General features: G+C 43.1%; 15 protein-coding genes. 4 read left to right on the forward strand and 11 right to left on the reverse strand.

Going from position 1 to position 13,801, the window contains the following annotated elements; translation table 11 throughout:
* Positions 1–15: 15 nt before the first annotated feature.
* The gene (locus tag HT574_RS17305) at positions 16–357 is read right to left on the reverse strand and encodes a PepSY-associated TM helix domain-containing protein (protein WP_375154131.1); all 342 of its coding nucleotides are present in this window, start codon (positions 355–357) and stop codon (positions 16–18) included.
* A 212-nt stretch (positions 358–569) separates the two neighbouring features.
* Here HT574_RS17305 and HT574_RS17310 point away from each other — a divergent pair, with 212 nt between their 5' ends.
* The 4 genes from HT574_RS17310 (at position 570) to HT574_RS17325 (ending at position 3,978) form a co-directional block, all read left to right on the forward strand.
* On the forward strand, positions 570–1,232 hold the full coding sequence (locus tag HT574_RS17310) for a response regulator transcription factor (protein ID WP_175245600.1): 663 nt from the start codon (positions 570–572) through the stop codon (positions 1,230–1,232).
* Complete coding sequence (locus HT574_RS17315; RefSeq protein ID WP_175245562.1) at positions 1,222–2,598, forward strand: sensor histidine kinase; 1,377 nt, start codon at positions 1,222–1,224, stop codon at positions 2,596–2,598. Before HT574_RS17310 ends, HT574_RS17315 begins: the two co-directional genes overlap by 11 nt.
* 230 nt (positions 2,599–2,828) lie before the next feature.
* On the forward strand, positions 2,829–3,320 hold the full coding sequence (locus HT574_RS17320) for a hypothetical protein (protein ID WP_175245563.1): 492 nt from the start codon (positions 2,829–2,831) through the stop codon (positions 3,318–3,320).
* Position 3,321: 1 nt separating this feature from the next.
* The gene (locus HT574_RS17325) at positions 3,322–3,978 is read left to right on the forward strand and encodes a PspA/IM30 family protein (protein ID WP_175245564.1); all 657 of its coding nucleotides are present in this window, start codon (positions 3,322–3,324) and stop codon (positions 3,976–3,978) included.
* 149 nt (positions 3,979–4,127) lie between these two features.
* Here HT574_RS17325 and HT574_RS17330 read toward each other — a convergent pair whose 3' ends face one another.
* The 10 genes from HT574_RS17330 to HT574_RS20280 form a co-directional block, all read right to left on the reverse strand.
* Positions 4,128–4,634, reverse strand: a complete 507-nt coding sequence (locus tag HT574_RS17330; protein WP_175245565.1) for a PTS sugar transporter subunit IIA — start codon at positions 4,632–4,634, stop codon at positions 4,128–4,130.
* 25 nt (positions 4,635–4,659) lie between these two features.
* Positions 4,660–5,175 (reverse strand): hypothetical protein, encoded by a 516-nt coding sequence (locus HT574_RS17335; RefSeq protein WP_175245566.1) that lies wholly within the window; start codon positions 5,173–5,175, stop codon positions 4,660–4,662.
* Positions 5,172–5,954, reverse strand: a complete 783-nt coding sequence (locus tag HT574_RS17340; RefSeq protein ID WP_175245567.1) for a MurR/RpiR family transcriptional regulator — start codon at positions 5,952–5,954, stop codon at positions 5,172–5,174. The genes HT574_RS17335 and HT574_RS17340 overlap by 4 nt, the downstream gene beginning before the upstream one ends.
* 113 nt (positions 5,955–6,067) lie before the next feature.
* Complete coding sequence (locus tag HT574_RS17345; RefSeq protein WP_175245568.1) at positions 6,068–7,396, reverse strand: 6-phospho-alpha-glucosidase; 1,329 nt, start codon at positions 7,394–7,396, stop codon at positions 6,068–6,070.
* Between the two features lie 158 nt (positions 7,397–7,554).
* Complete coding sequence (locus HT574_RS17350; protein WP_175245569.1) at positions 7,555–9,156, reverse strand: alpha-glucoside-specific PTS transporter subunit IIBC; 1,602 nt, start codon at positions 9,154–9,156, stop codon at positions 7,555–7,557.
* Between the two features lie 272 nt (positions 9,157–9,428).
* Positions 9,429–10,502, reverse strand: coding sequence for an ABC transporter substrate-binding protein (locus HT574_RS17355; RefSeq protein ID WP_175245570.1), 1,074 nt, complete (start codon positions 10,500–10,502; stop codon positions 9,429–9,431).
* Positions 10,499–11,302 (reverse strand): ABC transporter permease, encoded by an 804-nt coding sequence (locus HT574_RS17360; protein ID WP_175245571.1) that lies wholly within the window; start codon positions 11,300–11,302, stop codon positions 10,499–10,501. Before HT574_RS17360 ends, HT574_RS17355 begins: the two co-directional genes overlap by 4 nt.
* A gap of 4 nt (positions 11,303–11,306) precedes the next feature.
* The gene (locus HT574_RS17365) at positions 11,307–12,104 is read right to left on the reverse strand and encodes an ABC transporter permease (protein ID WP_175245572.1); all 798 of its coding nucleotides are present in this window, start codon (positions 12,102–12,104) and stop codon (positions 11,307–11,309) included.
* Positions 12,094–13,167, reverse strand: coding sequence for an ABC transporter ATP-binding protein (locus HT574_RS17370; RefSeq protein WP_042408869.1), 1,074 nt, complete (start codon positions 13,165–13,167; stop codon positions 12,094–12,096). Before HT574_RS17370 ends, HT574_RS17365 begins: the two co-directional genes overlap by 11 nt.
* Positions 13,168–13,463: 296 nt before the next feature.
* Positions 13,464–13,592 (reverse strand): hypothetical protein, encoded by a 129-nt coding sequence (locus tag HT574_RS20280; RefSeq protein ID WP_256411344.1) that lies wholly within the window; start codon positions 13,590–13,592, stop codon positions 13,464–13,466.
* Between the last annotated feature and the right edge of the window lie 209 nt (positions 13,593–13,801).

A 13,801-nucleotide genomic window follows, 5' to 3' on the forward strand; every position in this document is an offset into this window, starting at 1 on the left:
TCTTCATCTGTTGTTTTATTCCGTGGCGACAGGCAATGGCCGTTTTCTTTTGCGATGGCGCTGTGCCACAAGCAATCGAAGCGACACATAAATTCCTGATAGCGTTAATAAAATAATTGCCACAGCGGCGATATCAATCGCCCATTTAACATTGAAGGAACCAAGTCTCCCCTCATGCAGTCCGCGAATGATGCCAGCAAGCGATTGTACAGACCCGCCCGCTTCCCGTACCTGTCTGCCCTCTTGGACATTGTTGAAATGCTCTGGTGTCGATGAATTCGGGGAAAGGAATTCGCGATGTTCTTCCCTTTTTTGCTGACCAATCAGCCACGGCTCTGCCAGCAAAAGCCCTGTCACTGCCTCCGTTAACAAGAAAATAGAAGTAATTAATCCTTTTCACTATACGATTCCTCCTTTAATCTCGTCGGAAAACAGTATAAGCAAAAAAAGTGAAAATATGGTGAAAAATTGATTTTTGTCAACCCGTTTCGCGTTTTCATCGATTTTTCACGAACATCTGTTATGATTATTCATAAGGAGAAACGGAAATGAGAAAGGAAGAAAAGACGATGAAAATCTTGCTTGCTGAAGATGACTTGTACCTAGGGGAATTAATCGTTCACCTGCTAAAGAAAAAAGGTGTTGACCATATCGATTGGGTGCAGGAAGGAGAAGAGGCATACGATTACGCGCTTGCCTCATTTTACGATGTATTGGTGCTGGATTGGATGCTGCCAAACGGGGACGGTGTGGAGATTTGCAGACGGCTTCGGGAAAACGGCTACACGGGCGCCATTCTGATACTAACGGCAAAAGATGCGGTACAAGACCGCGTAGAAGGGCTGGAGGCGGGCGCCGATGATTATCTCGTCAAACCTTTTGAAATTGATGAATTAATGGCTCGCCTTAAAGCGCTGGCGCGGCGCACATTCCTGCCGCTTCAGGAAGACATCGTGCATTTCCATGGCTTCGTGTTAAACCGAACGAGCCATACCCTTCACCGCGGCAACGAAGAAATATTATTGACTCCGCGCGAATTTCAAGTATTAGACCTTCTTTTACAAAACCGCGGACACGTCGTACCGCGTGAAACAATCCTTGACCGCGTATGGGGATGGGATGCCGATGTGTCGATGAAAACGATTGACGCCACCATTAAACTATTACGGAAAAAGCTAAAAGGAGAGATCATTCAAACAGTGCGCGGGGTGGGATATAAAATTGATAAATAAATGGAATGATTGGCTGCAGAAAATCAAAAACAGCGACCTGTTTCACCGCACGCAATGGCGCCTGACCGCATTATATAGCGGTATTTTGATGGTGTTTCTCACTTTATTTATCGCAATTGCTGCTTTTCTTTTTTATTTGGTTGCCACCAACGACCAAGAACGGCGGATCATTAACCTGGTCAATCAAGAACAAAAAGCGGTCGAACAGTTTCTGTTGAAACAAAGCGATTTTGATTTTTTTGACGAGGAAAGCGTCGTATTATTAAACGAGGATCAATTCTTTTTTTACGTCGTAGGCACGGATGGACAACTGATTGCGGGAGATGAGGTCAACAAATATATGAGGCCGTTTTTATTAAAAGCCTTGCAAGAATCAAGGATAAATGAACATGTGCCTACTTATGTAACAGTCGATATTCCTAAACAGCTGGCTGCATTTACCCGCCTTCATTCCCATGAATTGCGGCTTTTGACCGCTGCACGTCCCGTTGTTCTGCATGGAAATGTCATTGGCATCTTGTATGTCGGCGTGGATGTCACATCCTTTTTTAACATCTTTCGCTGGCTATTAGTCGTTTTGATCGGTCTAGCTATTTTATTTATCGGCGTTGCCGTTGTATTAAGTTATTTTATGTCCAAACGGGCGCTTATCCCGATTCAAGAAGCGTATGACCGCCAGCGGCAGTTTGTCGCTGATGCATCCCACGAGCTGCGGACGCCGCTTAGCGTCATTTTTTCCTCTGTCGAAGCACTCGCAATGGAAGAAGAAGTAACGAAAAACGAATTTGCGCACAAGCTGTTAACGCGGCTTCGGGAAGAACTCAAACGGATGACAAAGCTTATCAATGACTTATTGACGTTAGCGCGCGCAGATGCAAAACATGCCTCCTTGCAGTTGGTCAAAGAAACATTTGATTTCCGCCCGTACGCTGAACGCACGCTCCAGTTATTATCCGAATTAGCGGCAAAAAAACAAATTCAAATGCATCTTCACGCTCCCGAGTCAATCATCATTACCGCCGATGCGGACAAGCTGACACAGCTTTTATATATATTGCTTGACAACGCGATCAAATATACTCCCGATCACGGCGAAGTCTCTTTATCTCTTCGCCTGGAGCCTTGGAAACAGCAGAAACGGCTGACGATCTCGGTAAAAGACACGGGAATCGGCATTCCTCCTGAAGCAATCCACCGCATTTTTGACCGCTTCTACCGTGTCGACAAAGCGCGCTCGCGCCAACAAGGCGGTCACGGGCTCGGCTTGTCGATCGCCAAATGGATCGTTGATGCGCACGGCGGTACGATTGACGTGCAAAGCGAAGTCGGCAAAGGAAGCGAGTTTATCGTCAAAATCCCGTGCTAAGCGTCTTCCGATCATGGAAGGCGCTTTTTTTATAAAAAATTTTTTGCTTTCGTTTTTTCACCTAATTTTCTCTTTTCTTTTTTACAATGCAAACTGCACGAGGGAAAAACCAAAAAACATTCCCCTTTACGTCCATGTCCGCGATCTTTTTGAAGCGATGGCTTTATTCGCGGACAAGCGAAGCACCGCAACACCGTCCACACCATATGGAAAAGGAGGTGACAGCGTGCATGGAAAAAAGAACAACTGTCCTGCTTGCCGTTTTGTTTCTTGTGGGATACGGGGTGATGCATATGATTCCGTTTTGGTTTGGAAGCCGCTTGATCATTTTCGATATGGACATGCCTCATTACGGCGGACCGTTTGCCGGGCATCGCCATTTTGCCTTCTATCAAGGGCCAGCGGGCATGATGACTCCCCATGTCTGGATGATGTTTGGAATCCTTGTCTTTCTTTTTCACCTATCGTTGCTTGTCATCGGCTGGGTATGGTGGAAAACGGCAGGATCTTTTAAATGGCTGGGATTGGCGTTGATGGCGTGGGGGCTCATTGGCTTGCTGCCGAAATGGGCATTGATCGCGTTGGCGTTTGTCGCTGCTTATCTTCTGAAAAAACGCCAACAGCAACAGACAAACTCCATCGGATCATGGCCAACGCCGTCCATTCAAGCGGCACATATTTTAGATGAATGGGAAAAAAACATAAAAAAGGAGGATTCGTAACATGGGATTATTCCACCGTGTCAAAACGATGATACTTGCTGATTTGCATAAACTGGTCGATCAATGGGAAGACCCGATCGCCATGACAAAACAATACTTACGCGAACTCGAGGAACATATTCAACAAGGCCATCAAGCCCTCACCCAGCAAATACTCGCCGAACAGCGTTATGAAACGTTGATCGCGCAAACGAAAGCGATCATCGAAAAGCGAGCTCGCCAAGCAACATTGGCACTCGAACGGAACGAAGAAGCGATAGCGAAGCTCGCGCTGCGGGAAAAACTATTGTATGAAAAAAAATTATCCGCCTATGAGCAACAATACAAAACGGTGAAAGAAAAAACCGCATACGTGACAGAACAATTAAAACAGCTACAGGAAAAATATGACGAGCTTTCAGCAAAACAATTAGAATTGATCGCACGTGCCAACGCCGCCAAAGCGCTGAAACAGATGGATGCCTCCCTCGCTTCCTTCCATCCCGATCACGCGCTGCGCGGATTCGCGCGCATGGAAGAACGTATCCTTGCTTTAGAAGCGGAAACCACCGCCGCCCGCCACTTCTTGGCGTCTAAACATTATCGCCCTTCCTCTCTGGAAGAAGAGGTAGAAAACGAACTGGCCAAATGGAAAGAAGCGCAAGCAAAAACAAACTAATCAATCCCCCCTTTTTATATAGATGGGTGGCTGATCCCCAAAACTTTCGGGATCAGCCACCTCTTTATTTCTATTCTTATTGCTGGCAACACAACCGGCTCGTACCCTTGTCTGTAGGCCAGCTTGATAAAACAGATCGATGTAGCTGTTCAATTCACTTTTACACTGCATTTCATTATTACATCCCCTCTTGTTACTACGCTATTCTCTGCGATATATTCTAAATCTCCCGCTTTATCAAGCAGATTGGTAATAACAATCGGGGTTACGATTTCTTTATGTTTTTGCTCTAAACAATCGAGGTCTACATTCAGTAAAGGGTCTCCCACTTTCACTGTTTCGCCGGCGCTTACCGCGACTTCAAATCCTTCCCCATTTAGCTCTACAGTCTCTAATCCAATATGAATAAGTATTTCTAATCCTTCCTCTGAAACGAGGCCGACTGCATGCTTCGTAGGGAAAATTTGCACAACCTTTCCGTTAATAGGGGAAACTACTTTTCCGTTTTTCGGAATAATCGCCAAACCGTCTCCCATCATTTTCTGGGCAAATACAGGGTCAGGAACTTCTTCTAGCGGTATTGCTTCCCCATCAAGCGGGGAATGTATTTCCACTACTCTCGTCTCTATTTTTTTACTAAATAATTTTTTCAGCATATCTCAACCCACTTTCTATCCGTTTTTAAAATGTAATTTTAATGAATAAAAATAAACAAACGATAGAGAGAAAAAATACTAATGTACTACCGAAAAGTCTCACACATGCTCCTTTATGTTTGAGCTCTATCTTTCCTTCTTTTAATAACGTTGGTTGTTCTTTTCTTTGTTGATGCAAGCCGAATAAGAGAATGATGCTGATAAAGAGATTGCCAATAAGCAATTGAGATGCGGCTACCATCCACAATATCACATATGATAACTGGACATATTTTTTGTTTTCTAAATCATTTACCGCTACTTTGGTTAATACAGCAAAAAAAGGATTTAGCATCGCTATAACAAACATAATGGTGATGATCGGCTCGCGGATTACCGGAGTGAAAAAGGTTTGGTTCGTATGAAGCGTCACTAAGTACAGGTAAGTGACAAAAATCAATGGTACTGTGTAAAAAAAGCAAATAGCTGCTTTAAAAAATACAGTGCTTTTGGACATGATGGCCTGAGAATTCCAAGCTAAAAAATTTTTCGATTTTCTCATGACGATTCACCAGTTTTTTCATTGATTTGCAGTTGCTTGAGATAATCGACATAGTGACTAAAAAGCATTTCTCCTATAATAAAAAAAGAAGCAAACGTGTTAAGTTTAGTGCCATCGCTTAATTCGCTGCTCGAGCTATTGGCATACAAGTTAAAAGGAGCCATCCTTGCCAACCGATTATTTTTTAAGTTTGTTACTGAAATAAATGGTATTCCTTTCGCGACCAATGACTGTACTGCGGGAAAAATCGTCGGAGTATCTCCAGAAAAAGAAATAATAATGACTAAATCATCTAGCGTCAGGTCTTTAATTACCATTTCAAATTCCGTTTGCGCCTGAATGACATGCAAATATTTTTGTACGGCCAGAAACATTCGTTGTAATTCAAAGGCACAATCTAATTGCGCCGTACCGGTTCCATAAATAAATATTCTTTGCGCGCGATGGATTAATTTGCACATTTCAGAAAAATCTTTTGTCTTGATATATTTTAATGTTTCGAGAATATCGTTGCTTAAAATTTCGACTTGGCTTTTATCGCTATTGTTCCCTTCTTGTTCCTGCCATTTCAGAAACACACGAAACTCACTATATCCGCTAAACCCAAGCTTTTGGGCCAATCTTAAGATGGATGAGCGCGAAACATTGCACTTCTCTGCTAAACTGTTGATTCCTAATTTGTGGCATTCGCTTTTATGATTTAAAATATACTTTAAAATATGGAAATCGGTCTCATTTAGCCGATTATAATGTTTATTAATCAATTCTTCGATTTTCATTGTTTGGCCCTCCTTCCTTTAAAAAAGTTTACTAAATAACTATTTCTTTTTAAAGGAAGGAGGAGGAATGAAACAAAAAGACGAAGTGCTATACTTTTTGTTTCGTATTCTTTTTAATGCAATTCTGGCCAATATCCTTTATTTGCTTCGATTAAATCATCTAATATTTGTTTTGCTACTTTCGCGCTTGGTACTGTTTTAGATAGTGTTATAGCTTGCCATAATTTTTGGTAAGATCTTGTTATCCATGCTTCTACCACTAACTTTTCCACAGATACTTGTTGTTCCATTAATCCTTTCTGAAATTGCGGGATTTCCCCGATCGATAGCGGTTCAGGCCCGTTGCTGCCGACAATGCATGGAATTTCCACCATTGCAGTCGGGTCAAAATTAGAAATAGCCCCTTTGTTCTCTACAATAAGCAACATTCTTTCATGAGTGTTATAGGCAATGGCGCGCGCTAAATCAACAATGTATGAAGCGTGTTCGTCAATATGAAGAGCGCAGCCTTCTGTTGATTGGTTTTCAATGACTTTTTTGCATTCCGTAAATACAAATTTTTCGCGTCCATCCATTACTTCATTTGCTCTTGTATAATTCGGGTTAGAATTTTCCACTACTTCATCTGGGAATAAATAGTATTTTAAATATGTGTTCGGCAACGTATCCGGATCTAATGCATATACGTCTCTCGCTTTCAAGAATGTATCTTGCCAGCTAGCATCAACATGCTGATTGTCCCCGCCGTCGTTTACAAGGTATCCGTACTTTGCAACATGCTCCTTTAACTTAGGCATTAAATCATTTCCTTCTTTGTCGCGAATATCTGTCCACCATCCAAAATGGTTCAATCCATAATATCTTACCGTCATTTCTTTGCGGGATTTTAATCCTAAAATCCGCGCCATACGTTCTTCAATCGAAACAGGCATATCACAAATGTTAAGTATTTTCGAATGAGGACGGAGACGGCGCATTGCTTCAGCTACAATCGCTGCTGGATTGGAATAATTGAGCATCCATGCGTTAGGCGAATATTTTTCCATATAATCAACTAATTCTAATACTCCTCCAATTGAACGCATGCCATATGCAATTCCCCCAGGCCCACATGTTTCTTGGCCTACCACGCCATATTTCAACGGAATTTTTTCATCTAATTCACGCATAGCGTATTTCCCAACCCGAATGTGGGCCATGACGAAGTCAACGTCGGTAAACGCTTCTTCCGGATCAGTAGTAGCGAGAAACTCAATTTCTGGAGCTTTTTCTCTTAAAATAACTTCACATGCTCCGGCAATGATATCTTGGCGTTCTTTATCAATATCGTACAATTTTAACTTACGAATAGGGAATTTGTCCAAGTTATCCAATAACATTAGCACAATCCCCGGAGTAAATGTACTTCCCCCGCCTGCAATCAAAATGGAAAACTTTTTCATTTTTCTTCCTCCTTTTTATAGTGAGCGCTTTCACTATTGTTATAGCAAACCGAAAATATGGGAACAATGGATTCCAGCCATTCTGGACCTAATCACACTTTCCGTTCTTTTTCCCATTAGATAAGAATTTTCCCATCTTCTTCATGATGAGATGATCGTTACGATCCGGTTTTAAATCCTTTTTCTTCCAGGGCTTTCTCGAACTGCTCTCGCACTTGCGGGACGGATAAACCAACGATCACTTGAATTGCTTTGCCATTACGAACGACACCATGGGCCCCTGCAGACTTGAACACACTATCCGGCGCGACTTTTGATTCATCGTGGACACTGACGCGAAGGCGTGTGGCGCAATTGGTAACCGACACGATATTTTCAGGTCCACCGAGCGCATCTAAAAATTGCAATGCTTGAGCTGTATAGCCTTTGTCACTGCCTTTTTGGTTGGCTTGTTTTTTTGCTTTATAATCTGCTTTCGTATATAATCTCGTCTCTGATGAATCATCCGCTTCGCGTCCCGGCGTCGCAACATTAAATTTAAGAATCAAATATCGGAAAACAAAGAAGTAAATAATCATAAATGCAAAACCGATTGCCCATTGGATGAGATAAGTCGTGCTATGATATTTGAATAATGGAATCCAGTTTGCGGTAGCTATTTCTAACAGTCCTCCACCCATATTTCCTACAACACCGAATGCGTACATCACCGCTGCCATCGTGGCTGCTAAAATTGCATGAACGGCAAATAACCAAGGTGCCACAAACAGGAAAGTAAATTCAATCGGTTCTGTAACTCCAGCAATAATAGCCGTTAAAGTAGCAGAGATTAATAACCCTGAAATCTGTTTCTTTTTTTCTGGTTTCGCAGTAACATACATCGCTAATGCAATACCCGGAATACCAAAGATTTTAGACATCCCATGCAATGCAAATCCGCCTTCTGGAAACATTTCTTTTAAAGAATGGGCAGATGTTGCATAATCTTGTAAATGCTCCATCCAATACTTAGCGATTCCTCCCTCAACAACGGCAGGACCAAAAACAAACGGACCGTAAATGAAGTGATGTAACCCTGTCGGAATAAGGATACGCTCTAAAAATGTATACAACCAAACCCCAAACACTCCTGAGCTTGCCAAAAACCCTTGTAAAGATGCGATGCCGTGCTGTACGATTGGCCAAACATATGCTGTAATTAAAGCAATAGGAAGCATCACAAGGAATGCAATAATCACCACAAATGATGAACCTTGAAAAATACCAAGGAAATCAGGAAGTTTCGTATCGAAGAAACGGTTATGGAGCGCTACGACAATGGAAGATATAACAATCGCTCCAATAATGCTCGTATCTAACGTCTTGATTCCCGCAATCATGGTCAAACCGCTGACTCCGCCAACTTCCTGACTGAAATCTACACCAAATTTATCTCCCCAAAGAGTTAATATCGCATTAATAAAATAGTTGAAGGTTAAATAAGCGACAATCGCTTCCATACAAGCTCTCGCATGAGCCTTTTTTGCCAGCCCGATCGGGATACCGATAACAAACAATAGCGGCATTTGCCGAAAGACCGCCCATCCGCCCTCTTCTACTACCGTCCAAAACTTGTACCACATTCCATTCGGATCAGCAATGGACCCCATGATATCAGGATTTTTAAATAAGATGGTTAAGCCAACGACTATACCAGCGAACGGAAAAAGCAATACCGGTACAAACATGGCCGCACCAAACCGCTGAATTTTTTGCATCATGTCCACTCACTCCCCCTTCTTAGGCTTTCATTTGAAAATGCAATGAAGATGCATCTTTTTGATAGCGCTTTCTTTTTTTCTTTATAACATGATTGTTTTTGATAAAACAATAAAGCCGAAGCAAGCTGTTCGTTTTCACTTCTCTTGTTCCTTTTCCCAGAATTCAAGAAAATTCCCGAAATGAGCAGCTATATATGGAATACTAGAGCTATTGCCCACCCCCACTTTTAAGAAAAGAAAACAAAATGGCCTTTTCCGTATTGGAAAAGACCTTATTTCCGATGCATTTTAAACTGCAAAAACAGCTCGTTATAATATGCGAGCATCCGTTTTCCTAAATTCTTGTACACTTCCAAATTCCCGATGGAGTCAAAATCAGGATAAAACCGTTTATCTTCGGTGATCTCCTTTGACATATAATCAAGCGCTTTTTTATTTGGCGTCGAATAACCGACATACTCCGCGTTTTGTGCGGCGTTTTTCGGGTCAAGCATAAAATTGATAAATTTATGCGCCCCTTCAATGTTTTTCGCCGTTTTCGGAATCACCATATTATCAAACCATAAGTTCGATCCTTCTTTCGGCACGACATAATCAAGCTTATCATTTTCCGCAATAATTTCCGCCGCATCTCCTGACCAGACGACACCGATCGCTGCTTCTTCATTCGCCAAAAGCATTTTAATTTCATCACCGACAATCGCTTTGACATTCGGCACGAGGCGATCTAATTTTTCTTTCGCTTCTTTGAGATGCTCCTTGTTCGTATCATTCAGCGAGTAATGCAAGCTGTTTAGCCCCATGCCGATCACTTCGCGCGCGCCATCTACCAATAAAATTTGATTGCGCAAATCCGGATCCCATAAATCATTCCAACTGGTGATTTTTTTGCCGCCAAGCATGCCCGGATTATAGACGATGCCGACCGTCCCCCAAAAATACGGAACGGAATAACGGTTGCCAGGGTCAAACGACAAATTTAAAAAGCGAGGGTTGATATATTTTAAGTTTGGCAATTTGGAATGGTCGAGCGGAATAAGCAGACCGTCCTCTTTCATTTTGCTGATCGCATATTCCGACGGCACGGCGACATCAAACGTCGCGCCGCCTTGAGCGATCTTCGCCATCATTGCCTCGTTCGAGTCAAACGTTTGGTAAATCACTTTTATGCCTGTTTGCTTTTCAAATTTTTTGATGAGTGCGGGATCAATATAGTCTCCCCAGTTATAAACGGTTAACGTATTTTTCCCCACATAGCCTTCCGTCCGATTCAACGCAAGCGAAACATAGTAAAGCAATAGTGCGGCGCCAAATACAGCAGCAAAAAAGATGGTCAGTTTTTTCATCTACGCCGCCCCCCCATTCCGGATACAGCACTTTTTTGGCTGATGAAGTAATAGCCGATGACAAGCGCAATCGTCAATAAAAACAACAACGCCGACAGCGCGTTAATCGACAGCGAAATGCCTTGGCGCGCCCGCGAGTAAATTTCTACTGACAGCGTAGAAAAGCCGTTTCCGGTCACAAAAAAGGTGACGGCGAAATCATCGAGCGAATACGTCAGCGCCATGAAAAAGCCGGCAAAAATCCCAGGAGTAATATACGGCAGGACGACTTTCGTCAGCACATCCCATTGATTCGCTCCTAAATCGCGCGCTGCGTCGATCAACGTCGAACTCATTTCCTGCAGTTTCGGAAGCACCATGAGTACTACAATCGGCACGCTAAACGCAATGTGGGATAATAAGACAGAGGTAAACCCAAGCTGAATGCCGATCATCGTAAACAAAATTAAAAATGAGGCGCCGATGATGACATCGGGACTGACGATCAGCACGTTGTTTAACATCAATAATATTTGCTTCATTCGCCAGCTTTTCACGTAATAAATCGCCAATGCCCCCAGTACCCCAAGAATCGTGGAAATCGCTGATGACAGAAGGGCGATGGTGATCGTATTCAGCACAATAATCCATAGCCTCGTGTCATGGAGGACTTCTTTATACCAGTCTAGCGTCACTCCCTCAAAATCATGCATCGTACCGCCGCTGTTAAATGAATAGTAAATTAAATACACAATTGGCATATACAAAATGACAAAAACCACTGCTAAATATACTTTTCCCCATTTTTGATTGCTTCGCATCGCTTCACCCTCGCTTCCGGTTTCCTGTCACAGCGACAACGGCCGCCATGGCGATAATCAGAAACACCGCAATCGTCGAGCCCATGCCCCAGTTTTGCGTGACAAGAAAATGTTCTTCGATCGCCGTGCCAAGCGTAATCACACGGTTTCCCGCAATAAGCCTTGTGATCATAAACAAGGACAGGGACGGGATAAACACCGCCTGACATCCTGCTTTTACTCCATCAAGCGTCAGCGGGAATACAACACGGCGAAACGTCGTCCACGCCGAAGCGCCAAGGTCGCGCGCCGCATCAACAAGCGATGGATTCAATTCCTCAAGCGCATTAAAAATTGGCAAAAGCATAAACGGAATAAAGATATACACCGATACAAACACAAAACTAAAATCAGTAAACAAAATTTGCTTGGCGCCAATGCCGACCGCCGCCAATATGGCGTTTGCCAATCCGTAAGTACCAAAAATCCCGAGAAACGCATACACTTTTAACAATAAGTTCACCCATGTCGGCAAAATCAGAAAAAGCAGCCAAAGCTGTTTATGCTTCGTTTTCGTCAGAGCGTACGCGGCCGGATAGGCAATCAACAAGGAAAAGAGCGTCACCAACAACGCATACCAAACGGAACTCGCCGCCATTTTTAAATAAATCGGCGTAAAAAACATTTTATAATTGGACAACGTCCACTTTCCTTCAATATCAAAAAAGGAGTAATACACGATCAACAGAATCGGCGCGACGACAAATATCCCTATCCAAACGACATACGGCAATAAATAAACGTTGCGTATGCTAGTTTTCATCGATTTTCTCTCCATCCTCCTCGCTGATGCGCATAACATGAATCGCCTCAGGGTCAAAATAAAGACCGATTTCTTCGCCGACTTCCGCTTTTTTCGTCGAATGGACAAGCCACTCATTGCCATCCTCGTCATAGCAGCACAGCTCGTAGTGCACGCCGCGGAACAACTGCGAATCGACACGCACTTGCAGCTTTCCTTGGGCGCGCGTCGTTATTTGCAAATCTTCCGGACGGATGACGACATCGACCGGTTCATTCGGACGAAATCCTTTATCAACGCACATAAACCGCTTTCCCGCAAATTCAACGAGGTAGTCTTTGAGCATAACTCCGCGCAAAATGTTGGACTCCCCGATAAAATCGGCAACAAAACGGTTAACCGGCTCATCATAAATTTCTTTCGGCGTGCCGCTCTGCTGAATCTTCCCTTTGTTCAGGACAAAAATTTGATCGGACATCGCCAATGCCTCTTCTTGATCGTGCGTGACAAAAATAAACGTAATTCCTAAACGACGCTGCAGTTCGCGAAGCTCATACTGCATTTCCGTGCGCAGCTTCAAATCAAGCGCTGACAGCGGTTCATCGAGCAGAAGCACCTCTGGCTCGTTGACGATCGCGCGCGCAATCGCCACCCGCTGCCGCTGTCCGCCAGACATTTCTTGCACACTTCGATTCTCGTATCCTTCCAAATTGACAAACCGGAGTGCTTCCATCACTTTTTCACGAATCTCCGCTTGTTTTTTCTTTTTGATCCGCAACCCGAACGCCACGTTTTCGAACACGTTCAAATGCGGAAACAAGGCATAATCTTGAAATACCGTATTGACCTGCCGCTTATTAGCCGGAATATGATTGACCGGTTTTCCATGAAAATAAATCGTCCCTTCCGTCGGCTCCGTAAACCCCGCGATCAAACGAAGAATCGTCGTCTTCCCGCATCCCGACGGCCCCAGCAGCGTATAAAATTTGCCTCGTTCGATATCAAAGCTGATGTCATCCAACACTACTTGGCCGTCATATATTTTCGTCACCCGCTCAAAGCGAATGATCGCCTCTTTTTCCATCAGCCCTCACCCCTTGTTTCGAAAATAAAATTTTGTATATCATTCCCTGCAAGAAAGACCAAGCTCTTCCTACATATTTTCTTATCAATCACTATTAGAACATGCGCACCATAAAGGTGCAATAAAAAACTCGTTTCTCCTTAGCATCGTGCTAGAGAGAAACGAGAATGCACAAATAGGTCATAACGTGATATTGACATTATGAAGGAAAGACTGCCAGAACCACTATCACAATTGCTCGCAGGTATGATAAAAATGAACAGTTACCATTTATCATATCACGCTAGAACGATGGCTCAATTTCTTACGATATTAGCACGTTTTCCATTTTTCGTACTTAAGATAAAAACAGAGGTTGGCCAGATGATGCCGATTTCTTTTAATTCCCCATAGGTAAGATAAAACTCACCTGCTTTCGCTTCCATCGTATCCCAATTTCGGTTTTCAATTCCTTATAGTTAAGATAAAAACCTAAAAAACGTTGATGTATCAACGTTTTTCCAATGTCGTTATGTTCAGTATACGTCATTTCGAAAATTCCGTCAATATACGAAAACGCCGATGGCTGTAGGGAGATAAGGAAAAAATGTCGTCAATCCCCCACGCTTTTTGCACGATTGGAGGTCGACGACAA

Source organism: Parageobacillus sp. VR-IP (assembly GCF_013357975.1).
Classification (GTDB): Bacteria; Bacillota; Bacilli; order Bacillales; family Anoxybacillaceae; genus Saccharococcus; species Saccharococcus caldoxylosilyticus.